The organism is Acetomicrobium flavidum, assembly GCF_900129645.1.
Classification (GTDB): domain Bacteria; phylum Synergistota; class Synergistia; order Synergistales; family Acetomicrobiaceae; genus Acetomicrobium; species Acetomicrobium flavidum.
This window is the reverse complement of the sequence record NZ_FSQZ01000001.1, coordinates 872045-894612: the sequence shown is the minus strand read 5'-3', so window position 1 is coordinate 894612 and position 22568 is coordinate 872045. Positions and strand designations below refer to the sequence as shown.

The following is a 22568-nucleotide window of genomic DNA, read 5'->3' as shown; positions in this document are numbered from 1 at the left end:
CCCCTTAGCCTCTTAAGATCTTTTCGCGGAGGATAAAATCGCTTCCCCTACATAAAGCCTCTTCTGCTGCCTCGATCTTGGAGGAAAACCACGTGTAACACAACACGGCAGGTATGGCCACGACCAGCCCTGCAACTGTCGTAAGTAAGGCCTCCCAAATTCCCGAGGCAAGCATGGCCATGTTGGCAGAACCTTCAGCGGCAGCAGCAACGGCCCGAAAGACCTCCACGATTCCAAGCACCGTTCCAAGCAACCCGAGCAGGGGTTCCACCCTGGCAACGGCGGAAAGCAACATGAGGCCCTTTTCCCACCTGTATATCTCGTGACGTACCTCCTGTTCGAGGAGCATCTTGAGCGCATCGGGAGGTGCTTGCCAATGATCCACTGCTGCACGAAACAGACGATGTAGGGAGGTCTCCCTTTCGCGGACTAGCCTGGAGGCCCCTTCTGCGTCTCCTTTGTAAAGAAGCTCTCCAAGCTTGCGCTCGAGTGGTCCGGGATTGACCCAGGATTTCTTGTAAAACCACAGGCGTTCTATGACTACCGCCAGCCCCACTATGGAAAGTGCGATTATGGGATACATGCAGGGTCCGCCAAGCTCTATGATAAGCATAAAGTTCTTCAACGATTACCACTCCTAATAACGACCGTTTTATGCAGATAAGATTAGCATTACACAGGGGATCTGCCAACGTTTTTTTGAAGCCAATGTGTCTTGTTGAGCGCGACAAGAAGGGCGAATCCCATAATGGAACCGGGGATGCTGCTCAAAAGAAAGGCGGACATTATGAGCCACAGGGTCGTCTCCCTTCCCATGGCCGGTGCCAGTATATAAACGCTTATCGCAGCTCCGATAAACCCCGTGCCCAACGGCTCCGTCAACGCTGCGTAGCGCCTTTTGTCCTTAAACAATCTTGCCATGAAGCCCACCACTAAAGCTCCGGGGATGCTTCCCGGAAAGGCAAAAAGCGTTCCCGTTCCCAACGTGTTTCTTATAAGGCTTGCAGTAAAAGCTGCACCGGCTGCCCACCATGGACCGAGCATTACCCCTGCTATTGCGTTGACCGCATGTTGAAAGGGAAAACAACGGGTTGGTCCTACGGGGATGCTAAAGCCCGAAAGCAGCACTGCCATGGCGGCGAACAAAGCCGCCATGGCCATGTTTTTTGTGGCAGTCCTCGTCATGTTTCATACCCCCTAAATTTTTAATTTTCATTCCGTCCACAGTATTGGTTCTACCTCAACCGGGCGGCTTATGAGTCCGACTTTAAGGGCAAAATCAGCGAAGGTCTTCCATCTATCGACACTTAAATTTTGGTCTTCTGCATAAAACGGCAATGTCTTTTCCAAGGCGAGCCTTTCAAGCTTTTTGTCGGATTCCGGTATGGCTTTGAAGTAATCCGTCAATGCGCTTTGGGGGTCTTTTTTGATCTCGGCGATGGCCTTGGATAGGGCATTTCTAAATGAGACTATCGCCTTTTCGTTTTCTTTGACAAATTGGGGGTTGGCTATCACCACGAGCTCGTCGTAATCGGGAAAACCGTGTTCTTCCAGGGCAAAATAGCCGGGCTTGTAGCCTTGAAGCTCAAGCTCCACGACTTCGTAGTTTCTAAAGCCGCCCATAACTGAATCAACCTTTCCGGAGATGAGGGATGGCACTATGGCGAACTCGAGATGGACCAACTTATAATCTTTAATCCCGTTCAGGTCGCAAAAGGCCTTGGCCAATACGTCCTCCATCCCGGCTACGGTGTATCCCATGGGCCTTCCGCTAAGGTCTGCAGGTTTTCCTATGCCGCGGCCCTTTATGTAAAGGACGGTTGACAGAGGGTGGCCTATGAGCCTTCCAACGACGGTCACGGGAACTTTTTCGGACGTGGCGACCAGGACCTGCGGTTCATAGCTTATTCCAAGCTCCGATTTGCCTGCAGCCACCAGTTTCAGGGCATCGGCAGTTTCCGATGGCGATACTATGTTTACCTTCAGGCCTGCTTCGGCAAAAAATCCCCTTTCTTGGGCTACGTAAAGCGGCAAATGGTCTATATTGGGGAACCAATCGAGCACCAATGTCAAGCTTTCCCCGCATGCCGGAACAGAGAGAAGAATAACCACTAGCAATGCCAAACCTACTCGTTTCACTTTAAGATCGCCTCCCCTTAAATTTCTCCTTTTTGCCTAACCCTTCGTGTTGTTGAGCCAAAACAGGAAACGCTTTTCCAGCTTGCTCACCACAAACCAAAGCCCCATGCCCATGGCACTTAACCATACCAGGGCTGCAAAGAGCATATCCGTCCTGAGCCTGGCGTTCATCTGGATCATCAGGTACCCTAAGCCCCTTTGAGATCCCACCCATTCCCCTAGCACTGCTCCGATAGTTGCGACGGCGACGGCCATCTTAAGGCCGGCAAAGAAGGATGGCAGCGCGGCAGGCCAATAAAGCAAGCGCATCTTCTTTCGGAAGGGCGCGTCAAGCAAGTCAAATAACACCCCGTAATCGGGATCGACCTGCTTAAAGCCGGAGTGCAAAGAGACGGTGAGAGGGAAAAATATGACTATCGTTGCCATTACAACCTTGCTTATGAGGCCGTATCCGAACCATATCACTAGCAGCGGAGCCAGGGCAAATATGGGGATGGCCTGGGATATCACCAAAAAGGGAGTTACCGCGGCTTCCATGCCCGGAAAGCGAAACATCGCTATAGCAAGCGGTATGGATATGGCAAGGCTTATAAATAGCCCGAGGAAAATTTCAACAGCGGTGATTAGCGTATTTTCAAAAAGCAAGGGCGCTTGATAAAAGCAAGTGGATAATATGAGGCTTGGAGGAGGAAGGATGAACTTGGGGATTCCCAAAGTCCTTACTAGAGCTTCCCAAGCCAGGAGGACTACAACCACTACCAAAAGGGAGGTTCGCCTATACATCGACGAGCTCCCCCTTTAGCGTGGAAAATATATCCTCTGCCATCTCGGCCAGTTTTGAGTCAAGATGATATCTGGGTTTCGGCAAGTCTCTCAGGTTGATCTCTTTTATGATGCGCATTGGCAGATGAGAGAGCAAAAATACCTTATCAGCCAGCATCAAGGCTTCCATCACGTCATGGGTGATCATCAATACGGTCTTGTTAAATTCGAGTTGAATGCGCATGATTTCGCTTTGAAGCATTCGCCTGGTTAAGGCGTCAAGGGCAGAGAGCGGTTCATCCAGCAAAAATACTTCCCTGTCAAAGAGCAATGTTCGCACTAAAGCAGCTCTTTGGCGCATACCACCCGAGATTTGATTGGGAAAGTAATGTTCGAACCCCGACAGGCCAAATCGCGAGAGTAACCGTTTTGCCTCTGATTTTCCTGTATTTAAGTCTTTGTTCAAGGTCTTTATGGGGATCAAGACGTTATCCAAGATGTCGAACCAGGGAAGCAGCAGATCCTTTTGAAGCATCATCGCGGCATTTTCTTTCAAGTTTTGTACCCTTAAGCCCTTCCATTCCATGGAGCCTCCGTCAAAGGGCTCTATGCCCGCGATTACGCGAAACATGGTGCTTTTGCCACACCCTGAAGGGCCAAGAAAGGCGGTAAAGCTTCCGCTTTCTACCGTGAAGCTTAAGTTCGTAAATACCGCGAGATCTGGATAAATCTTGCTTATATTACACACCTTTAACAAACTTAAGCCGACCTCCTTAATGATAAGGATCAGTCGGCACATCGGGAAAGCAACTCATTTTAGAGGATTAAAGCTAGTACCTTCCCTACGCCGGCATGACCCGGATCAGGTTCTAGGGGTCGAAGCAGCCTCAAGCTTCCTCTCAGTCGGTTAACCGACTCCCCCAGGATACTAGGATTTTACCACAAATTCTGCTAAAAAGAGAAGTTCATTTTAACTTACTGAATTAAAACATGGCGTCAATAGGGATATCTTGGACGGCGCTATGCTGAACAGCACGCTTTGGCCCTCTTTAATCTCAAGCATCAAGTAGGAATCGCCTGGATATTCTGCATGCCACTCTATGCCGGAACCTTTTATGTAAAGTCGCACCGAACCGTTGATCTCTATCTTTTCGATTATCTTCCCCTCTATAACGTTAGCCTCAAGCTCGGGGTCGACAGGAACATCAGGATATAGAAGCTTAACGTGGTTGGGGTGTATGAAGACGGACGCCTCTCCGATCAAGTGACGAGAACACGACACTTTAAGCCTGCCCTTGTCCCATTTGAAATAGAGGCTTCCTCCATCTTCTTCGATCTTGCCGTGTATCAAAGTCCCCCATCCAAGGGAATGCCAGATGCTTTCCTGAGCATGAGGATCCCATAGCTTATCGACGTCAATTGAGGCAAGCGTCTTGCCGTCACGTATCAAAAATACCCTGCTTGCCAACGAGCATACATCTTCTATATCGTGGGTGACGTATATGGTCGGCGTCTGACTTTCTAGTGATAATTTTTTAAGCTCCCTTCTCAGGGCCCTCCGCATGGGGCCATCCAGTGCGCTAAAGGGCTCATCTAACAGCAGAAGATCCGGCTTAGGGGCCAGGGCCCTGGCCAGTGCGACGCGTTGCCTTTGCCCGCCCGAAAGCTGGTTTGGCATCCTGTCATAAAGGCCTTCAAGTTTTACCCTATCCAGCCACTGTCTTGCAATCTTCCATTTGTTTGGCCCTTTAAGTCCATAGGCAACATTTTCAAGTGCAGTCATGTGGGGGAATAACGCCAACTCCTGGAAGACCAACCCTATCCTTCTTTGGCATGCCTTGACGAAGACGGAAGAAGCGGAGTCATACAGGACGCGGCCGTTTAGGACAATTCTGCCCTCTTTGGGACGATCCAGTCCGGCCAATATCTTTAAAGTTAAGCTTTTGCCTGCGCCGCTTGGGCCAAAGAGGGCAGCTATTTCCTCTCCCAACTCAAAGGAGATCCTTAAAGAAAAGCTTCCCAAATCCTTTGAGAAGCTTGCTTCAAGACAGTTCAATATGCCTTCCCTCCAGTTTCTTTACGATCAATAAACTTGCTATCCCAAGAATCGTGAGCAGCAAAGCTGCTATGTTTGCTTCAAGAAAATTCATGGCTTCCACGTTGCTGTATATAAATAGCGGCAAGGTCTGCGTCCTGCCGGGGATGTTGCCAGCTATCATCAGGGTAACCCCGAAGTCCCCAAGGGCCCTCATGGATGCCAGAGCCAGTCCTGCCATGATGGAAAGGCGCGACAGGGGAAATGTTATCCTCCAGAAGATCTTGAATTCGCTGTCACCCAGCGTCCTTGCTGCCTGCTCAAGCTGCCTGTCCACCGATGAGAACCCGGACCTGGCGGCCTGTATCATTATGGGCAACGACGGAAAAAGCGGGGCCAAGGCAGCTGCAGGGAAGGAAAAAAGGACCTCCGCTTCTCTGATGAAGGGGATATGGCTTAAGGTCATCAGAAGATAAAGTCCAAGAACGGAGGGAGGCAGGGCTATAGGAAGTATTACCAGCACGTCGAGGAGGTCCTTTCCCTTAAATTCGGTCTTGGCCAGGATCCAACCCAAAGCTACGCCTATTATCAACAGCAAGGGGACATCTATGGCCAAGACCTTTAAGCTGATGATGAGGGAAGATATCATTTGCCGTGCACGGGCTCAAAGCCCCACTTCTTCCATATATCGTCGGCGGCTTCAGACCTCATGTAGCTCCAAAAATTCTTGAGATTCTCCGTGTCCTTGCCCTTTACGAGCCCGCCGCTGTTTTCCAGCGGATCTACGGGAAGGATCACATAATTTCCCCCGTTGAGCTTCTTGGCTATGGAAAGCGAGAATATCCCAATGTCGGCTCCGCCGCTTTTTGCAGCTAAAGCTGCCTGCTCGACGCTTCCCATTATTACCAGCCTTTTTTCTTTCATGAGATCATCGTAAATTCCTTGGGATTTGAGGTATTCTACGGCAGCCTTGCCAAAGGGAGCAGACGCAGGATCGGCAATGGCTATATGAAGACCCTTGTTCTTCAACGTATCGGTCGAGATGGGCTCATCCTTCTGCCACCAGGCTACTACTGGAGCTGTCGCCATTGGGTGTACATCATAAAGGTGTCCCTCATCTGCAAGCTTCTTGGTCCATTCGGGACTTGCGGACAAAAACAGCCCGAAGGGTGCACCTGCAATTATCTGTGAGGCAAGTTTGCCCGATGCTCCAGAGACGACTTCGGGAGCTTTCCCCAGGCCCTGCTTTTCGTATTGAGAGGCCAAGTCGTTGATGCACTCATGGATGCTTGCCGCTACGGCCACGACGTCTTTGTATGAAGCGGCAAAGACGAAGGACGTCAGAAGCGACGTGATAAACACCACTCCTATTGCGATCAGAAAGCCCTTTTTCATGCCCGATAACATTAAAGATACCCCCTTGTTTGAATGGATGGCATTCGACCTCTTTAGTATAGGGAATTCGAGAAAAAATGCAACAGTGTTGCAAGGAGGTATTTATCCTAATATGCCTACCATTCTTTGGTGTAATCGTCGAAATACCCCTGCACGAGCACTATGGGTGTGCCTTTGTCTCCGCTTCCGCTGACCAAGTCACACAGGCTTCCTATGAGATCTGTATACATGCGCGGTGTGGTGCCCAAGGACTCCTCTTTATCTGTTGAGATTCCCCTCTTTTTTTGAAGTATGCGGCCTAACACCGCGTCTTCTACGGCGTTGCTTTTACCCCGATCAAGCTCGCTATCTATCAGATACTTTAGCTTGAGCTCATTGGGTGTACCTATTAAGCCCTTGGTGAAACCGGGTGAGACCACCGGGTCGGCCAACTCCCAAATGCCGGTCTTGGGGTCTTTGAAGGCCCCATCGCCGTAAACCAGGACTTCCACATCGACGCCGTATTCTTCCCTGATCCTTCGCTGAATTTCCGCGCATATTTGTTCGCAGTCATGGGGAAAGAGCTTGAGCTTTTCGCCAGAGGCCATATTGGAGCCCAGGAGGCCGTATTCGGGATTGTAACCGCTTCCGTTAATGGGCTTTGTAAGCAGGTCATCCAGCCCCAATACGTTGCTGGCGCCCGCTTGCCTTAAGATTTTCTTGGTCCAAGCCCTTTCGTGGATATTGGCAACAAGTATTTCTTTGCAGTATTTTAGGGCAATCCTCGGGTCGTTGGAAAAGTATATATGTACCCTTCCTTCGGGAAATACACCTTTGTATAGCTCTACGTAATCGACGCTAGTGAAAGGATGCCTGATGGACAGCCCTTCGATGGACCTGTAATCGTGCTCGGATAGCAAATCGTTGTAGGGATTTATGCCCCTTTCGTACATCACGTTTCTGTCCATCAGGGGATTGCCCACCTCGTCGTTGGGGTAGTTCAAAAAGAGATGGACAGTTTTTCCCGTGAGCGCAATGCCCTTTAGGATCAAATAAAAACGGTTACGGCTCAAGATGGGGAATAGCACCGCAATTTCCTGTCCGGACATCTTGGCCGATAAGTCATGAGCTATGTCGTATATCGTAGCGTAGTTTCCTTGCGTTCTGGCAACGAATGACTCGGTGATGCCTATCACGTCTTTATCTCGCAGGGAAAAACCCTCTTCCTTGCATGCTTTTCCTATGGAATCCATGACGACTGAGATCACATCGTCACCTGCTTTTACCAAAGGTGCTCTTATACCTCGCGCTATGGTGCCAACCCTACGCGCCATGGCGATCACTTCCTTTCGTCTGATTCAAAACCGTTGGATAATATAGCATAATTTGCCTCCCTTTGTTATCTCGAGCGACAAATTTGAGGCAACGCAGCTTGGGTCGTTTGGCGCTATTTTAGATGCTCAAACGGTTAAGTGTGTCTATGCTATAATAACTGTAAAAGCAATGATCGTGAAATATTGTTTAAGCTTCCAAATCTTCTTTGTTTAGCCCTATCTGAATTTAATATATAAGCCTAAGGAGGTGCTCTAAATGACTAAAGGGCGTGAGAGGCTCTTTGAGCCCATGAGGATCGGAAGCGTGGAGATCCCAAACAGGATCGCCATGGCTCCCATGGGCATCATAGGGCTGGTAACCGAGGATGGCTGTTATACGGAACGCGCCGTAGAGTATTATGTTGAGCGAGCACGCGGCGGTACGGGGCTTATAATTACCGGGGCGGTGAAGCTTGAAAACGAGATAGAAAAGCTTAAGATGCCTACCTTTCCGTGTATAACGTTAAACCCGCTTCATTTCATCACCAGGGCTGCCGAGCTCACCGAAAGGGTCCATGCCTACGGATCCAAGATCTTCATTCAAATTACCGCGGGACTGGGGCATAACGCACATCCCATAATGCTCGACGGCCAACCCGTCGCCCCTTCTGCCATCCCAAACTACTGGGAACCCAACGTAACATGCAGGGAGCTTAAGACCGAGGAAGTGGAGCGCCTGGTCGAGAGGTTTGCAGAAGCGGCAGAGATCGCCGTGGCTTGTGGTTTCGACGGCATCGAGATACACGCCATGCATGAAGGCTACCTCCTGGATCAGTTCACCATGAGCTTCTTCAACAGGAGGACCGACAAATACGGCGGAGACCTGGAGGGAAGGCTTACGTTTCCCATCGAGATAATTAAGGCCATTAAGTCCAAGGTGGGCAGAAACTTCCCTGTCATCCTTAGGTTCAGCGTAAAAAGCTACATAAAGGGATGGAATAAGGGAGGTCTGCCCGGAGAGCAGTTCGAGGAAAGAGGAAGGGACTTAAAGGAAGGCCTCATAGCGGCCAAGATACTGCAGGAAGCAGGTTACGACGGCTTTAACGCCGACGCAGGTTCCTACGAAGCCTGGTACTGGGCCCATCCGCCGAACTACATGAAACACGGCTGTTACATGGACCTGATTAAAGAGCTTAAAAAGGTGGTAAGCGTTCCCGTGCTCATGGCCGGAAGGATGGAGCTGCCGGATCTTGCCGTCCAAGCTTTGGAGGAAAAGACCGCCGACGCTATAGTCTTGGGAAGGGGTCTGCTTGCGGACCCCGAGTGGCCAAACAAGGTAAGATCAGGCCAGGAAGAAAGGATCAGGCCCTGCTTGGGATGTCAAGATGGCTGTCTGGGCAGGATATTTGAGGGAAAACCGCTGTCCTGTGCGGTCAACCCCGCCTGCGGCCGAGAAAAAGATGCGGCCATCACCCCGACTACGACTCCCAGGAAGGTTGCCATCGTGGGCGGCGGCTTAGCCGGTATGGAATCGGCAAGGGTCGCTGCTTTAAGGGGACATAAGGTGACGATATATGAGAGGTCAGGACATCTCGGGGGCCATATCATCGAGGCCTCGGTGCCCGACTTCAAGAAGGACGAGGAAAGGCTGCTTAAGTGGTACGAAAATGAGCTTCAAAGGGCAGGCGTCACCGTGAAGCTCAACACGACGGTAACGCTTGATCTGCTTCGAGAGGAAGCTCCCGATGTAGTTATCGTGGCCACGGGCTCAAGCCCCAGGGATTTAAACGTTCCCGGCGTCGATAAGAACAACGTCGTAAAGGCAGAGGACCTGCTCCTGGGCAAGGGTAAGGCAGGACAAAACGTATTGGTCGTCGGAGGTGGCCTCGTGGGTTGTGAGACGGCCCTTTGGCTGGCCCAGCAGGGCAAGTCAGTCACGATAGTTGAGATGCTGGACGAGCTGATGTCGGCAGGCATGCCGCTGTGCCATGCCAACAAACAGATGCTGTTAGACCTGCTCTGCTTCCACAATGTAAAAGCCATAACCGGCACAACCGTAGCCGAGGTTACTTCCAAGGGGGCTGTGCTGATCGACAAGAACTTCAGGAAGACGGAGCTTGAGGCCGACACCATCGTCGTAGCCATAGGCCTTAAGGAGGAAAACAAGCTCTACGACTCGGTGAGGAAGGAATTTCCGAACTCCTACCTCATAGGAGATGCCATGAAGGTGCGTAACTTCATGTTCACGATATGGGATGCCTTCGAAGTGGGGAGGCACATATAGGCAAGTTGCATGATGCAAAAGGGAAATTTGCCTTTCTATGCGAGGGCTCAAATGACGTATTGGTAGTCAAAAGCATCATAAGGCAATTGATGCCGGATGGCGTCTTTGCCATGACAAAGCAACTTGGAGGGGTGAATAGGCTTCTTAAGGAGGCTGTCAGCGTAGCACGCAAACTGATTGCCAAAGGATACGTCGTAGTAGTGGTCTATGATGAAGCGGACGAGAAGGACGACAAGGCCATTGAGGAACTTGAGGGTCCAAGCTTAATTGTGGCGCCTGCAAAACGCAAGATAGAAGCCTGGCTTTTGGCGGATGGAGATGCCGTTTACAGGGCCTCGGGGTTAACCTTCCGAGGCCCTTTCCCTACTGATTTGATCGAAGATCCCAAGTACGCATTTCTGCATCATTTTCATCGGGCCGTGCGCGAGAGGAAACGATCATACATATTCAGAGAGCGTGACTTCTTTAAGGCCACTTTGCTTTATTGGGATGTAGGCAGGGCAAGACAACACAATGAATCCCTCAATGAACTCTGCAGGAAGATCGATGCCTTAAAGAGATAATGTTGTGGCTAAAGATGGGTAGGGATGCCAGATTTGTCCCATTTTGTGCGAAATAGGTCCTGGACAAAGAAAGCAATACTGTCAATGATAGCAATGGACTTTATTCTGAAGGTTTAGGAGGTTGAGGGGGACATGAAAACCTATCCCATCGGACTGGTGCCGGGACCTGTATCGGTGCCGCAGGATATTAGGGATATTTACACGATCAATTTCGGGAGCGCAGACCTTGAAGACGATTTCTTTGAAACTTACGATGAAGCCGGCAATTTGCTCAAAGAAGTTTTATCTACGAAAAATGACGTGGTCATCATGTCAGGAGAGGGAATGCTGGCGCTTTGGGGGGCATTAAAAAGCACGTTGCCCTCGGGCAGCAAGGTGCTTGCCGTCTCAAATGGGGTATTTGGCTCAGGCGTAGCCGACATGGCAAGGGCCTTAGGGTGTGATGTCCGCGAAGTCAAGTTTGATTACGATCGCGTGCCCGATATCGACGTAATTCGAGGCGAAGCCCTGGATTTCAGGCCCTTTATGATTACGGCTGTTCACTGCGAGACGCCCAGTGGCATTTTAAACCCCATTGAATCCATTGGGGAAATAGCCCGCGAAGTTGATGCACTATTTTACGTGGATTTTGTCTCAAGCGCCTGCGGAGTTGAGGTCCTTGTGGACGACTGGAATATAGATTTGGGCTTGCTCGGAAGCCAGAAGGCCTTAAGCCTCCCGCCTGATCTGGCGATGGTGACGGTAAGCGAAAAAGCCTGGGACGCCATAGCATCAAGGCGTTACGATGGTTATGATGCCCTGCTTCCGTGGCGATACGGGCCGAAAAAGAAAGAATTGCCCTATACTCACAATTGGCATGCCGTAGCCGCGCTTGCGATGTCGGCACGAAAATTGCTCGATGAGGGCTTAAAAAACGTCTACATGCGCCACGAAAGCGTCAGTGCCTACTGCATAAGTCGAGTCGTGGATATGGGGCTTAAGTTGTTTCCTCGCGATGAGGGTTATTCCTCGCCAACGGTTACGGCAATATATGTGCCTAATGGATGGAGTTGGAAGACGCTTGACGGCAAACTTCGAGAAAGAGGCGTGGTCTTCGGTGGCAGCTACGGCATCCTGAAGGACAGAGTTTTTAGGGTGGGTCACATGGGTAGCCAGGCCGATCTCGATCTTGTCTCTCGTGCCCTAGACATACTGGAAGATATTTTAACCTCTAGGTAAACTCACGTTTGTTCGATACCAGGGAAATTGCCGATATATCTATCGCTGATTTTGAGATAATCTACGTGTATTAAATTTAGAGGATATATGGACGGTGATAAGAGCTTAATGCCCAATGAACTGATATGGTTAAGCATACAATATTTGAGCATTCAACTACGGATGTTACCTCACTCTATTGCATTATCACTAGGAGGCAACCTGGGGCGCATGGTATTCCTGCTGAGCGGGAAGAGAGCTTCTAAGGCTGTATGCAGATGTTCCAAGATTTTGGGATGCAGTTTAGCTGTTGCAAGGGATATCGTTGCTAAATCCTACATCAATTTAGGGCGAAGTTTGGCGGAATTCCTGAGCTTGTCGAGGCTGCGGGATAGAATTGATGAATTGGTAACTGTCCATGATATAGAAAATCTAAACGATGCCCTGGCTTACGGCAGAGGCGTGATATTGCTTACGGCCCATCTGGGCAATTGGGAGCTGGCTGCGGCTTACTTGGGACTGAAGGGATATCCCATGAAGGCGATAGGTGCCGATCAAAGAGATCCTCGCATTACTCAGTTGATCGCCGATATACGATCTTCGTGCGGGGTCGAAACTATCGGAAAGGGCTTCGACCTGAGGGGCGCCATTCGATGCCTCCGGGAGGGCAATATCTTAGGCGTACTTTTGGATCAAGATGCCAAGGATAAGGGAATAGTCGCGCCTTTTTTGGGGCAGCCGGCTAGCACTCCCTATGGTCCCATAAAGATGGCCTTGAAGATGCGATCCCCCATAGTGCCCCTGTTTATAATTCGCAGAAAGGACAACGTCCATCACGATTTGTATTTCTTGCCCTCTTTGGAGGAGAGCGTGGAAAATTTTTATGAAAGACCTCTTGAAGAGAACGTGTGTATATGTAATGATATCTTGTCAGACTGGATCTCGAGGCATCCCGAGCAATGGCTGTGGCTATATCCCCGATGGGCATCTACGTTAGGTGACAAATGATGTATCTTGGTCTAGATCCTGGAAGGGATAAGGTGGGGTTTGCCTTCGTAGATGAGGAAGGCAAACTTATTTATTCGGGCATTTTGCCGGCCTCAGACATCGATTTGTTTTTGTCGATCCTTATGAAGGATGATTGGGAAAGGCTAAAGCCATACGGGCGCGAAGGCGAAGTTAGCTTGCTTTACGATGAGAGGCTGAAAGGCATATTGCTTGGCGGGGGAACCACCTCCGAAAAAGTTGAGCTTGCACTGAAGAGATTAGGCTTAAATTACGAGGTCGTAGACGAGTCATTCTCGACGGAGAGGGCAAGGGGTTTATATTTTCAAATTCATCCTCCAAGGGGATTACGCAAATATTTGCCACGATCCCTTTTGGTTCCTAATCGCGATGTAGATGACCTGGCAGCGTGGGAGCTCGTAAAAATGTGGCTGCAGAGATAAATCTTGACGGAAGGTGCGTTATACATGGATCCTAAGCTTTTTACGAAGATCGTTAACGGTTTTGCTGGGGCTTTAGTATCTGTTTGCAAGAGCATGGGCCTGGAGATCACCCTTGATAAGGAGGCCATCACTTCCGATGTCAACGTCGGAGGAAGTAGAGCCGCTGCATTGGTTGGCTTTGTAACTACGACAGTAAAGGGCACGGTGGCCATAATGGTCGACGATGATGGATTTAATGAGCTTGTAACGGCAATGTCGGGGGGCGCTATAACTCCCAAGTTAGGCGATCCGTTGGCCATGAGCGCACTGGGCGAATTGGCCAACATGGCAAGCGGTCAAGCTTTCATTAAGCTCAGCGAGCTGGAGGGTTTGAACTTAACCCCTCCGCAGTTGCTTGTGGGCGAGCACATAAGATCCATTCCTTCCAAGGAAAAATCCACACAAAATTTTACCCTCCCTTTTAGGCTAAGCAAGAAAGGGACTTTGTACATGGTCTTGGCGATGAGTTGAGCAAAATATCTCTACCCTTGGAATATCTGCAGCATGAGCGTTATTATAGCGGCTGCCAGTCCACAGGATACGATTGCTAGGGAAGGGTTTTTGCCTGTCCTGCCGTTTAGCAACATGAAGAAGGCCAATGGCACTAGCAATAAGTAAATCGGCCTTTCCAATGTCGATGAAAACAGCCTCAGGGTGCTGGCAGTCAAAAGCGCTGCTACGCCTGGTCGAAGCGAAAGCCGGGCCTTTTGTTTCGTCTCTTCCCTTAGCGGAAGGAAGCGTATGGTTGACGACACTATGAACAACAAAATCAAGGGGGTGGCGACTACTGACGTCGTTGCCACAAAGGCGCCAGGAAATCCTGCGAGCTTTTTGCCTACATAGGTAGCGGCATTGACGGCGATTGGGCCGGGAGTCATTTGGGCCAGGCTGATCATCTTGCTGAATTCTTCATCGGTAAACCACTGATAATGTACTACAATTTCATGATATATTAAGGCTATTGAAGCCAATCCGCCGGCAAAACTCCCCAATGCAATTCTGCCGAAGGCAACAGCTAAGAGAAAGAGCTCACTCATTTTCTGTATTCCCTTTAAGGAACATGTTCATCGAAAAACCTACAAGAAGGGCGATGAGCGGATGGATGCCAGCCAGCATTAAAATTGTCATAAGTGCAAAGCTTGCAAAACTTACAATGCCAAAATTATATGCTCCCCTTATCCATCGATAGGCCGTTAAAAAGACGAAGACCATAACGCCAACCAGGCCACCGTAGAAAAAGGAGCTCACAAAGGCCTGCGAAGACCCTTGATCCAGCAGAAACGGAGCCAAAAGGTATATAATTATAAAAGGTGGCAGGACAGCTCCTACAACGGCAGTAAGGCCTCCAACCATTCCAGCCAGATTCTTGCCGATTAAGAACGACAGATTAGTAATTATGGGGCCGGGCAGAGAAGTAGCGATTGTAATCAGAGAGTTTACGTCGCACAACGAATCCCAGGACTTCTTTTTGATCTCGATCTCTATTAGACCCATGAAAACAAAGCCTCCACCCAAGGCCCATAGGCTCGCTTTCAAAAAGAGAAAGAAGATATCTGTTAGCATGGCGTACCCGCTTTCGTAAAAATTTATCGATCGTATCGACATTTTGGCTTTAAGTTTAGTTTAAAATACCCTGTAAGGCAAAGGGGAAAATATAGAGATCAAAATGACGGGGAGCCCAAAAATGTCCGAATGGTATACGAAAGGCTTATTGGCTTATATGTTAGGCCTCAGCGAGGATGAGGTAGACAGGCTGATGAAGAAGTACATAGACGAGGGTGGCAAGGAAGACCCCAGGGCTTTATTTGCTTATTTGATGCGAGAAAGCAGGGAATATATCGTCATGTGGGCTATAATGTCCTATTCTGACCAAATTTCCCTGCTCCAGGTGGCCATAATAGGTCCGGATGGCAATATAGTATGGACATCGCAAGCGGCTTTACCTTATGCCGCGGAAAGCATCTCATCGAGCGGATGGCCAACCATATCTAACATTTTGACAAAAGGAACAAGTCCGCTTCCTGAGTCGGTAAACGATGTGGAGTTCATAGCTGCCCAACATGTCAATCAGCAATTAAGAAAGATATGGCCTGATATTGCAGGCGATGCTTACGGCGAGTTCCTGCGAAAGGAGGAGTCCGATTTATCGGATAACGATGAAGAGTGCCTCTCAAGGGAGAGGTTAATGGAGTTCGAAAGAAGATTTCGCGAAGCCACCGGGAGAACTTTGCCTATCGTTGCCTTTAAATTTGTTAAATTGTCCTTACCTGATCTTAGGGAAAAAAGCGTCAATTTAATCTCCCTCGATAATGCCATAACTAGATATTTAACGCAGTTGATGAGAAAGGAAGAGGACAGTTCAACCGCAGAAAGGGAATCAATGGATTTAATGGGATCTACAGATGATGTAACCCCGCTTGTTGAAGTTGACCCCTTTGTTGATCCCGTTGACGGGGTGCCCTTGTCCGAGCTTCACCCCGGAGATGTCATCTATGTAATAAGAGATGAAGTTGAAGTACCCGCAACGATATACATGTTGAGGCTGCTTAAGGACGGTCAGTACGAAGCTCATGGCACGATAAAAGAAGCTGACGAACCTGAATCTAAGGAGTCATACTTCAGATTTATCTCGCCGGGAGACATAAAGGTAAAGGTGCATGAGATGCACAAGCAAAGAGGGCCAAGCAGGGCCTTGGTGGTAGCTTTACTGATCGTAATTTTCATATTTGCGGCGATCCTGTTTTTACCATTTTAATAAGGGTTATAGACGTCAGAATAAATGACGGAAATGCACTTCACTGCCAGAGCCTCCAAACTTGAGATCATTAAATTGTTCCCAAGGCCCGTCGCCTCGAACGCTAAAGGTATTTCAGTGCATGCTGCTATGAACGGCACGTCGTTTTTCTTTTGCAGGGAGGCAAGGATCTCCTTCAATGCCCGACCAGCTGCCTGAGAGTCGTTTTTCTTGACAAGCTCGATGCAACTCTGTATCTTGTCCTGCTCCTCTGAATCGGGCAAAAGAAGCTTAACTCCCATTTGATTGGCGTATCTTTGATATAGCCCTGTCCTTATGGTCCCCTTCGTGGCTATAAGCCATGCCCCCGAAGGTGACTTTTGTTTGGCCTGTTCCAGAGTTGACTCTACTATGTGTATTAACGGCCTAGGTATCTGATCTTTCATTTTATCGATGAAGTAATGTGCTGTGTTGCAGGGCACGGCCAAAACATCAGCTCCCCATGCTGCGAGCTTATTAAGCCCTTCAAGCAGATAAGCAGAAGGATCCTCTCCGCCTGAAAGTATGGCCTTTGTCCTGTCGGGTATTTGTGGCCAAGAAAGCAATATTACCTTTGGGTGCTCCTGATCACAACTTGCCGGAGCAAATCTTGTCAAAAGCACCATAAACTCAGCCGAAGCCGCAGGTCCCATCCCGCCCAATACACCAAGAGTTTTCTTAGGTATCATCGCAAACCCTCTTTTCGTCTGTTAGTCCATATAACGGCCGGCATTGATGTCCAATACCTCGCCGTTAACATAATCGTTTTCGATTAAAAACCTGACGGCATGGGCTATCTCCTCCGGATTCGCCAGCCTGCCGTTGGGCGAAAGGCGTGCAAGCCTTTCCTTGTCTTCAGAGCTTAAAAGATCGGTATTCACTGGTCCGGGGGCGACTGCGTTTACTTCTATGTTATGTTCCATCAATTCCCTGGCCAGGTGGAAGGTCATACCGATTAAGCCTGCCTTGCTGGCGGCATAGTGCACCCCCATGGTGCCCCCGTCCTTGCCCGCGACGCTGCTTATATTGACGATCTTTCCTCCTCCGTTGCTAATCATGTAGGGTAGGACGCATTGGGTTATGAGAAATGCACCCTTTAGGTTCACGGTTAAAACTTCGTCCCACTCATCTTCATCTATCTCGAGTAAGGTGGAATTTTCTCCTATAGTGCCGGCGTTGTTGACAAGTATGTCCACGATATCGAAATCGTCGATTATCCCTTGAACGGCTTTGCTTATCTCGACCTTGTCGGCGAGGTTGACCTTATAACAGCCCGCTCTTTTACCCAGGTCTTCAATTTCTTTGACAGTATTTAAAGCCTTTGTCTCATTTTTATTGTATGTGAGTACGACATTGGCACCATGCCTTGCCAGCTCCAGACAGATGGCTCTTCCTATGCCCCCACTTCCGCCCGTAACTAAAGCTACCTTATTCAGTATATCCATGATCTTCTTCCTTCCTTTTTTGAAACGGAAAAATATGAATTACAATCATACATATGATAAACCAAAGTATCAGCTTTGAGTTGGAGGATGACGTCATGTTCTCAGGAAAAAAATTTGTGCAGATTTTCATGCTCGTCCTGTTTTTTACCGCGTCTTTTTTGCCTACGGTGGCTTTGGGCAATGACGGAGGAGTTGTCTTGGTGCTTTCGGGGGGAGGTGCTAAGGGCTTGGCCCACGTGGGAGTCATTAAGGCCCTTGAAGAAAGGGGAATAAAGATATCCGGGATCGTTGGCACTAGCATGGGCGCGATAATCGGGGGCCTTGCCGCGAGCGGATATGATGGAGCCGAGCTAGAAAAAATATTTCTTGAGCTCAACATGTTCGCGCTCTTTTCCGATGCGGAAGACAAAAATCTGCATGCCCAATCCTCAAGTAAGCCCGTCATAAAGTTATCCTACGATGAAAAGGGCCGACTCATCGGCAGGATGGGACTGATGGAAGGAAAGAAAATATATGAAGAAATGTTAAAATACACGTCCCACGTCAAATGTTATGATTTCATGAGCTTGCCTGTACCATTTGCTGCCGTGGCTACCGACCTCGAAACGGGCGAGGCCGTCGTTATTACGAAGGGAAATCTCGCATCGGCCATGAGGGCATCCATGTCCCTGCCAGGCATTTTTGCCCCCTGGCCATATGAGGACAAATTGCTGATCGATGGCGGTCTGGTGGCAAACCTACCCGTCAGGATAGCAAAAGAGCTATTCCCGGATTGTCCCGTTATAGCCGTAGATGTGACCGGAAAACTGATGCAAAAAGAACAGGTAAGGTCGATGATAGACGTATTGGATCAAACGGTAAGCATGATGACTGCGAAGAATGTACAAGAGGATTTGCAGTATGCCGATGTCGTCATCAGGCCGAATGTGGAGGATGTATCGCTGATGAGCTTTGCAAATACCGGGGAGATAATGGACCGTGGATTTAAGGCAGCCCTTGAGCAGATGGATACAATAACGGCGCTTGCCCCAAAGGCTACCGGAGTGGAGAGGGCTCATAAAAGTTTGATCGTAAAAGATGTTAGGCTTACCGGATTTCCCGATATGGAGAAGTCATTTTTGGAAGAAAGGAGGTCTTGGGTGGGTCGGCCGCTGGACATGGCAAAGGTCAACGATTCCGTTCTGGAGCTCCTATCGAATGGCAGAGTTGCCATGGCCGATTATCTTCTTGTAGAAGAAAATGAATGGGTGATTATCGAATTTGTTGTAAAAAGGAAAGCTCAAAGGGAGTATTCCCTTTCTGGTTACAGCACCAATATATCTTCGAATGACAGATGGATATCCCTGGAATACGGCGAGAGAGACTTGTTTGATTTGGGAGATGAGGCCAAATTGCAAGTCTGCCTTGGGGAAAACAGTTCCGCAAGGGTCGATTATATGGGCAAAGAGGGTAGCAATTGGCAGTTCGAATCAAGTTTTGCCTTTCAAGATTGGGAGATAAGTCCGGAAAATTACGGCAAGGTCAGCTGGAAGAGGTATTTTGCCTATCTTGGGTTTGATAACGTCGGAGAGGACAATATGTCCTTTGGCGGCGGTATTGCCTTTGATCGCACAGACGATGGCCGAGACGAGAGCCATTGGGGACCCATGGTCAAATTTGCCTACGAAAATAAAAGGGACGACAAATTAGAAAGCTATTTCGAGGCTAGCGGGTTGTTGTGGTACCCAGAGGGGGAAACGTTACTCGGGCGGATGGTATTTGCTTCTTCTTTACCCGTGGAAGACAAATGGCGCATCGTACTTTCCGGCGGAGTTGAGAAGGGCGACTCAAGCAATCCTGCATGGGCTGCATATTTGGGTGGATACGGAGAGTTTCTAAGCAGGATGGGGCATCCGGTCATGGCAGATAATGCAGCTTGGGTCAGAGTAGGCGTGCGAAGCGCCTTGGTCAGGGGATGGTGGGGTAGATTGGAGCCGGAGCTTTTCGGTGTTTTTGGTTACGCAATGGATGACAGTTGGAGCCGCACCCAGGAGCTGTGGGAGATTGGAATTGGATTAAATATTCCCAACAGGCTTATTGACTTGAGCGTATTTGCTTTATATGATGATCGTGACGACTGGACCTTTGGATTTTCGGTTGGTAAGCCGCCTGTTTCATATGGACCGGTTAGACCGTGATTTTACTTTCAAGTTGACAAACTACCTAGTCCTTGTATAATCATTGACGCGAGCCGGTGTATGTGGTTGGCAGCGGGGGGATAGCCAAGTGGTCAAAGGCAGCAGACTGTAAATCTGCCGGCGGACGCCTTCGCAGGTTCAAATCCTGCTCCCCCCACCATAGAGCCGACTTAGCTCAGCAGGCAGAGCACTTCCATGGTAAGGAAGGGGTCGCCGGTTCGATTCCGGCAGTCGGCTCCAGGATGCTAGAGGTCCGAGACGTGCGATATGTTTCGGATCTCTTTTAGTATGTTATATCATATTACCCGAGGGCTATGTTGCAGTGCACGATTAGGATAAGGGAGGCTGACAAGCATGGCAAAGTCTAAGTTTGAAAGGGTAAAACCGCATCTAAACATAGGAACCATAGGACATATCGACCACGGCAAGACCACCTTGACCGCAGCCATAACGAGGGTACTGTCCACGGCAGGGTTTGCCGACTTCACCCCCTTCGACCAGATAGACAAGGCCCCTGAGGAGAGGGAACGCGGCATAACCATTAGCATATCCCACGTGGAGTATCAGACCGAACACAGGCATTACGCCCACATCGACTGCCCCGGACACGCCGACTACATAAAGAACATGATCACCGGAGCAGCCCAGATGGATGGAGCCATACTCGTCGTATCTGCCGCAGACGGCCCCATGCCCCAGACGAGGGAACACGTCCTTTTGGCAAGGCAGGTAAACGTCCCCGTCATAGTGGTCTTCATGAACAAGGTGGACATGGTTGACGACGAGGAATTGCTCGACCTGGTCGAGATGGAGGTAAGGGAGCTGCTTTCAAGCTACGGATTTCCCGGAGACGAAGTGCCCGTGATAAGGGGCTCTGCATTGAAGGCCCTCGAGTGCGGTTGCGGCAAGAGGGATTGCCCCTGGTGCGGAAAGATATGGGAGCTCATGGACGCCTGCGACAGCTACATACCTCTTCCCGAGCGACCGGTGGATCAGCCCTTCCTGATGCCCATAGAGGACGTATTCTCCATAACGGGCCGCGGCACCGTCGTGACCGGCAGGGTTGAGCGCGGAAGGATAACCCCCGGCGAGGAAGTAGAGATCGTGGGGATGAGGGAGGACAAGATAAAGACCGTGGCCACTTCGCTCGAGATGTTCAGGAAGGTCTTGGACGAGGCCATAGCCGGAGACAACATAGGTATACTTTTGAGGGGCGTCGACAAGGAGGACGTGGAAAGAGGGCAGGTCGTCGCAAAGCCCGGCACCATAACCCCTCACAAGCACTTCAAGGCGGAGATATACGTCTTGAAGAAGGAGGAAGGCGGAAGGCACACCCCCTTCTTCAACGGATATAAGCCGCAGTTCTACTTCAGGACCACCGACGTCACCGGCGAGATAACCCTTCCCGAGGGAGTCGAGATGGTCATGCCCGGCGACAACGCCAACATAGAGGTAAAGCTGATAGTCCCCGTAGCCCTGGAGAAGGGCTTGAGGTTTGCCATAAGGGAAGGCGGTCGTACGGTAGGTGCCGGCGTAGTGACCGATATACTGGATAAGTAATCCCCTAAAAGATGAAAGGGGGGATATAAATGGCCGATGTAGTTGGATTGGAGTGCACCGAGTGCAAGCGCAGAAATTATGTGACGACGGTAAACAAGAAAAAACAGTCCAAGAAACTCGAAAAGAAGAAATTTTGCCGTTGGTGTAACAAACACACCTTGCACAAAGAGACGAAGTAGGCTAAAATAATTGCACAATGAATGAGCAGGTCCGTAGCTCTAATTGGCAGAGCACCGGACTCCAAATCCGGGGGTTGCAGGTTCGAATCCTGCCGGGCCTGCCATGATTCAGTCTCCGACGGCCTTCTTGGCCTGTCGGGATTTTTTTTGTGCAAATTTAGGAGCGTCGGACTAACTCTTTTGATGTGCTGTGTCAGCTCCCCAAATTGCCTCTTTTTGTAAACTGCAGGGCTTCCCTCCTTTCAATTTTTCTCTTTTTTAAGAGTTTAAGTTCGCATTCTTTTTTCGTCGGTAATATGCCCGCTTTGCCCCTTTTTTCCCGCATTGTGGGCAAAAATTGAATTTCCCCTCCGCAGGCTTCTTTAAAGCTCGCACATAAACATCACCGCAACCGTCACAAACGTAAATCCCACGCATGGCCGTCATCGCCTGTGCCAGCTGCAGCCAGGCTGCACGTATAAATCCCAAATCAGAGACAATCTGCAGTTTCAAATCCTGCGGGTCAATTGAAAAGCCTACTTCGCTTAACCTGCTTTCAACAAACCCGCAAAGAAACATTTTTTTAATAAACTTCTTTTCTTCAGCCGATGCGGTGTCAGCAAATTTAAGCTTGCCCGAAAAGCCCAAAGTGGCCCAGTCGGTTGGGTCTTCCTCTTTTTCGAGCTTAAGGCAGGTGTAAATGGAAAGGGCTGCCTTGGCACGCTTGGCCTCTTTAACAAAATTTGAAACATCTTCGGCAGGCACCCAGCTGCACCAAGAAAAGCCCAAGGCAGCGTCGCCGTGGAGGGGGCCAAGGGGATGGATGAAAGAAACAATTTCAACGCCCATCATGCCCGCTAAGTCGGGGTTATGGGTGCTGTGCGAGACACAAACCCATAAAGGCCCCCATTTTTTGACAAACTTTAAAACCCTGTTTGGCGTGGCATTGGCCAACTTTACGAAGTCATCCAAAAGCTTGTCGGTGCTTTCTTTATAGGTCCAGCCAAGTTTCTTCAACTCCTCGAAGTTAAGTTGTTGGATTGAAATTGTTGAGGGCCAATTTTTGGGCACGGGGTAGAAAATATAAGGTTTTCCCTCCACAAAATCCAGCTTGGCATCGGGAGGCACCCAAATACCCCCTCTTGCCCCCACGGGGCTTGCGAGCCGTCCCTCGTCGTCCATAAGTCCTGCTTCCCCAAAGCCAACATCTTCTGCCGTCTCAAACTCCCCCTTTTTAGAACTAATTGGGACCGTACCGCCTTGATTGTGTTTGCAATAGATTATACCCTAAACCTTAGAGT

24 protein-coding genes, 3 tRNA genes and 1 riboswitch are annotated in these 22568 nt (G+C 49.5%); of the genes, 13 read left to right on the top strand and 14 right to left on the bottom strand.

Annotated features, from left to right (window positions below; genetic code table 11):
- Positions 1–4 precede the first annotated feature (4 nt).
- The 9 genes from BUQ78_RS04665 to BUQ78_RS04625 all read right to left on the bottom strand — a co-directional run bounded on the left by BUQ78_RS04665 (position 5) and on the right by BUQ78_RS04625 (position 7644).
- The gene (locus BUQ78_RS04665; protein ID WP_084532213.1) at positions 5–625 is read right to left on the bottom strand and encodes a MotA/TolQ/ExbB proton channel family protein; all 621 of its coding nucleotides are present in this window, start codon (positions 623–625) and stop codon (positions 5–7) included.
- Positions 626–672: 47 nt separating this feature from the next.
- Entirely contained in the window at positions 673–1185 is a 513-nt protein-coding gene (gene thiW / locus BUQ78_RS04660; RefSeq protein ID WP_074199435.1) for an energy coupling factor transporter S component ThiW, read from the bottom strand.
- 27 nt (positions 1186–1212) lie between these two features.
- Complete coding sequence (locus BUQ78_RS04655) at positions 1213–2139, bottom strand: ABC transporter substrate-binding protein (protein ID WP_074199434.1); 927 nt, start codon at positions 2137–2139, stop codon at positions 1213–1215.
- A gap of 36 nt (positions 2140–2175) precedes the next feature.
- On the bottom strand, positions 2176–2922 hold the full coding sequence (locus BUQ78_RS04650; protein ID WP_074199433.1) for an ABC transporter permease: 747 nt from the start codon (positions 2920–2922) through the stop codon (positions 2176–2178).
- Positions 2915–3649: an ABC transporter ATP-binding protein gene (locus BUQ78_RS04645; RefSeq protein WP_318259645.1), complete on the bottom strand. Its 735-nt coding sequence runs from the start codon at positions 3647–3649 to the stop codon at positions 2915–2917. The genes BUQ78_RS04650 and BUQ78_RS04645 overlap by 8 nt, the downstream gene beginning before the upstream one ends.
- 74 nt (positions 3650–3723) lie before the next feature.
- A riboswitch (TPP riboswitch) is annotated at positions 3724–3833 on the bottom strand.
- A 38-nt stretch (positions 3834–3871) separates the two neighbouring features.
- Positions 3872–4957, bottom strand: coding sequence for an ABC transporter ATP-binding protein (locus BUQ78_RS04640; protein WP_074199431.1), 1086 nt, complete (start codon positions 4955–4957; stop codon positions 3872–3874).
- Complete coding sequence (locus BUQ78_RS04635; RefSeq protein WP_074199430.1) at positions 4944–5585, bottom strand: molybdate ABC transporter permease subunit; 642 nt, start codon at positions 5583–5585, stop codon at positions 4944–4946. Before BUQ78_RS04635 ends, BUQ78_RS04640 begins: the two co-directional genes overlap by 14 nt.
- Complete coding sequence (gene modA / locus BUQ78_RS04630; RefSeq protein WP_014806092.1) at positions 5582–6343, bottom strand: molybdate ABC transporter substrate-binding protein; 762 nt, start codon at positions 6341–6343, stop codon at positions 5582–5584. The genes BUQ78_RS04635 and modA overlap by 4 nt, the downstream gene beginning before the upstream one ends.
- A 104-nt stretch (positions 6344–6447) precedes the next feature.
- Positions 6448–7644 (bottom strand): coenzyme F420-0:L-glutamate ligase, encoded by a 1197-nt coding sequence (locus BUQ78_RS04625; protein WP_014806093.1) that lies wholly within the window; start codon positions 7642–7644, stop codon positions 6448–6450.
- A gap of 256 nt (positions 7645–7900) precedes the next feature.
- On the opposite strand from BUQ78_RS04625, the gene BUQ78_RS04620 reads away from it, so the two are divergent.
- The 6 genes from BUQ78_RS04620 (at position 7901) to BUQ78_RS04595 (ending at position 13625) form a co-directional block, all read left to right on the top strand.
- Positions 7901–9907, top strand: coding sequence for an oxidoreductase (locus BUQ78_RS04620; RefSeq protein ID WP_074199429.1), 2007 nt, complete (start codon positions 7901–7903; stop codon positions 9905–9907).
- Positions 9908–9912: 5 nt separating this feature from the next.
- Complete coding sequence (locus tag BUQ78_RS04615; protein ID WP_074199428.1) at positions 9913–10470, top strand: hypothetical protein; 558 nt, start codon at positions 9913–9915, stop codon at positions 10468–10470.
- 132 nt (positions 10471–10602) lie between these two features.
- The gene (locus BUQ78_RS04610; RefSeq protein WP_074199427.1) at positions 10603–11688 is read left to right on the top strand and encodes a pyridoxal-phosphate-dependent aminotransferase family protein; all 1086 of its coding nucleotides are present in this window, start codon (positions 10603–10605) and stop codon (positions 11686–11688) included.
- Between the two features lie 87 nt (positions 11689–11775).
- Positions 11776–12675, top strand: coding sequence for a lysophospholipid acyltransferase family protein (locus BUQ78_RS04605; RefSeq protein ID WP_014806097.1), 900 nt, complete (start codon positions 11776–11778; stop codon positions 12673–12675).
- The gene (locus BUQ78_RS04600) at positions 12675–13115 is read left to right on the top strand and encodes a RuvC family protein (RefSeq protein WP_041459721.1); all 441 of its coding nucleotides are present in this window, start codon (positions 12675–12677) and stop codon (positions 13113–13115) included. Before BUQ78_RS04605 ends, BUQ78_RS04600 begins: the two co-directional genes overlap by 1 nt.
- 24 nt (positions 13116–13139) lie before the next feature.
- The gene (locus BUQ78_RS04595; protein ID WP_014806099.1) at positions 13140–13625 is read left to right on the top strand and encodes a chemotaxis protein CheX; all 486 of its coding nucleotides are present in this window, start codon (positions 13140–13142) and stop codon (positions 13623–13625) included.
- Positions 13626–13636: 11 nt separating this feature from the next.
- On the opposite strand, the gene BUQ78_RS04590 is transcribed toward BUQ78_RS04595, so the two are convergent.
- Positions 13637–14191, bottom strand: coding sequence for a chromate transporter (locus tag BUQ78_RS04590; protein WP_074199426.1), 555 nt, complete (start codon positions 14189–14191; stop codon positions 13637–13639).
- Positions 14184–14717 (bottom strand): chromate transporter, encoded by a 534-nt coding sequence (locus BUQ78_RS04585; RefSeq protein WP_014806101.1) that lies wholly within the window; start codon positions 14715–14717, stop codon positions 14184–14186. Before BUQ78_RS04585 ends, BUQ78_RS04590 begins: the two co-directional genes overlap by 8 nt.
- Before the next feature lie 121 nt (positions 14718–14838).
- Between BUQ78_RS04585 and BUQ78_RS04580 the strand changes: the two genes are divergently transcribed.
- Positions 14839–15909 (top strand): hypothetical protein, encoded by a 1071-nt coding sequence (locus BUQ78_RS04580; protein WP_074199425.1) that lies wholly within the window; start codon positions 14839–14841, stop codon positions 15907–15909.
- Here BUQ78_RS04580 and BUQ78_RS04575 read toward each other — a convergent pair.
- Both BUQ78_RS04575 and BUQ78_RS04570 read right to left on the bottom strand, forming a co-directional pair.
- The gene (locus BUQ78_RS04575; protein WP_074199424.1) at positions 15906–16616 is read right to left on the bottom strand and encodes a cysteate racemase; all 711 of its coding nucleotides are present in this window, start codon (positions 16614–16616) and stop codon (positions 15906–15908) included. The genes BUQ78_RS04580 and BUQ78_RS04575 overlap by 4 nt on opposite strands.
- A 21-nt stretch (positions 16617–16637) precedes the next feature.
- Positions 16638–17372, bottom strand: coding sequence for an SDR family NAD(P)-dependent oxidoreductase (locus BUQ78_RS04570; protein ID WP_014806104.1), 735 nt, complete (start codon positions 17370–17372; stop codon positions 16638–16640).
- A 95-nt stretch (positions 17373–17467) separates the two neighbouring features.
- Here BUQ78_RS04570 and BUQ78_RS04565 point away from each other — a divergent pair, with 95 nt between their 5' ends.
- The 6 genes from BUQ78_RS04565 (at position 17468) to BUQ78_RS04540 (ending at position 21392) form a co-directional block, all read left to right on the top strand.
- Positions 17468–19549, top strand: coding sequence for a patatin-like phospholipase family protein (locus BUQ78_RS04565; RefSeq protein WP_074199423.1), 2082 nt, complete (start codon positions 17468–17470; stop codon positions 19547–19549).
- A gap of 74 nt (positions 19550–19623) precedes the next feature.
- A tRNA-Tyr gene (locus BUQ78_RS04560) sits at positions 19624–19709 on the top strand.
- A gap of 4 nt (positions 19710–19713) precedes the next feature.
- Positions 19714–19789 (top strand) — tRNA-Thr (locus BUQ78_RS04555).
- Between the two features lie 114 nt (positions 19790–19903).
- On the top strand, positions 19904–21109 hold the full coding sequence (gene tuf / locus BUQ78_RS04550; protein ID WP_014806106.1) for an elongation factor Tu: 1206 nt from the start codon (positions 19904–19906) through the stop codon (positions 21107–21109).
- Between the two features lie 29 nt (positions 21110–21138).
- Positions 21139–21288 carry a 50S ribosomal protein L33 gene (gene rpmG, locus BUQ78_RS04545; protein ID WP_009201747.1) on the top strand — a complete coding sequence of 50 codons (150 nt, stop codon included), beginning with the start codon at positions 21139–21141 and terminating at the stop codon, positions 21286–21288.
- A 27-nt stretch (positions 21289–21315) separates the two neighbouring features.
- Positions 21316–21392: transfer RNA gene (locus tag BUQ78_RS04540), tRNA-Trp, on the top strand.
- A 154-nt stretch (positions 21393–21546) separates the two neighbouring features.
- On the opposite strand, the gene BUQ78_RS04535 is transcribed toward BUQ78_RS04540, so the two are convergent.
- Positions 21547–22449, bottom strand: a complete 903-nt coding sequence (locus BUQ78_RS04535; protein WP_074199422.1) for a hypothetical protein — start codon at positions 22447–22449, stop codon at positions 21547–21549.
- Positions 22450–22568: the final 119 nt, after the last annotated feature.

Coding starts and splice junctions, on each gene's coding strand:
- thiW (WP_074199435.1), bottom strand. CDS start 1,185: ATGACGAGGACTGCCACAAAAAACATGGCCATGGCGGCTTTGTTCGCC.
- BUQ78_RS04650 (WP_074199433.1), bottom strand. CDS start 2,922: ATGTATAGGCGAACCTCCCTTTTGGTAGTGGTTGTAGTCCTCCTGGCT.
- BUQ78_RS04635 (WP_074199430.1), bottom strand. CDS start 5,585: ATGATATCTTCCCTCATCATCAGCTTAAAGGTCTTGGCCATAGATGTC.
- modA (WP_014806092.1), bottom strand. CDS start 6,343: ATGTTATCGGGCATGAAAAAGGGCTTTCTGATCGCAATAGGAGTGGTG.
- BUQ78_RS04625 (WP_014806093.1), bottom strand. CDS start 7,644: ATGGCGCGTAGGGTTGGCACCATAGCGCGAGGTATAAGAGCACCTTTG.
- BUQ78_RS04620 (WP_074199429.1), top strand. CDS start 7,901: ATGACTAAAGGGCGTGAGAGGCTCTTTGAGCCCATGAGGATCGGAAGC.
- BUQ78_RS04610 (WP_074199427.1), top strand. CDS start 10,603: ATGAAAACCTATCCCATCGGACTGGTGCCGGGACCTGTATCGGTGCCG.
- BUQ78_RS04605 (WP_014806097.1), top strand. CDS start 11,776: ATGGACGGTGATAAGAGCTTAATGCCCAATGAACTGATATGGTTAAGC.
- BUQ78_RS04600 (WP_041459721.1), top strand. CDS start 12,675: ATGTATCTTGGTCTAGATCCTGGAAGGGATAAGGTGGGGTTTGCCTTC.
- BUQ78_RS04595 (WP_014806099.1), top strand. CDS start 13,140: ATGGATCCTAAGCTTTTTACGAAGATCGTTAACGGTTTTGCTGGGGCT.
- BUQ78_RS04590 (WP_074199426.1), bottom strand. CDS start 14,191: ATGAGTGAGCTCTTTCTCTTAGCTGTTGCCTTCGGCAGAATTGCATTG.
- BUQ78_RS04585 (WP_014806101.1), bottom strand. CDS start 14,717: ATGCTAACAGATATCTTCTTTCTCTTTTTGAAAGCGAGCCTATGGGCC.
- BUQ78_RS04580 (WP_074199425.1), top strand. CDS start 14,839: ATGTCCGAATGGTATACGAAAGGCTTATTGGCTTATATGTTAGGCCTC.
- BUQ78_RS04575 (WP_074199424.1), bottom strand. CDS start 16,616: ATGATACCTAAGAAAACTCTTGGTGTATTGGGCGGGATGGGACCTGCG.
- BUQ78_RS04570 (WP_014806104.1), bottom strand. CDS start 17,372: ATGGATATACTGAATAAGGTAGCTTTAGTTACGGGCGGAAGTGGGGGC.
- BUQ78_RS04565 (WP_074199423.1), top strand. CDS start 17,468: ATGTTCTCAGGAAAAAAATTTGTGCAGATTTTCATGCTCGTCCTGTTT.
- tuf (WP_014806106.1), top strand. CDS start 19,904: ATGGCAAAGTCTAAGTTTGAAAGGGTAAAACCGCATCTAAACATAGGA.
- rpmG (WP_009201747.1), top strand. CDS start 21,139: ATGGCCGATGTAGTTGGATTGGAGTGCACCGAGTGCAAGCGCAGAAAT.
- BUQ78_RS04535 (WP_074199422.1), bottom strand. CDS start 22,449: ATGGACGACGAGGGACGGCTCGCAAGCCCCGTGGGGGCAAGAGGGGGT.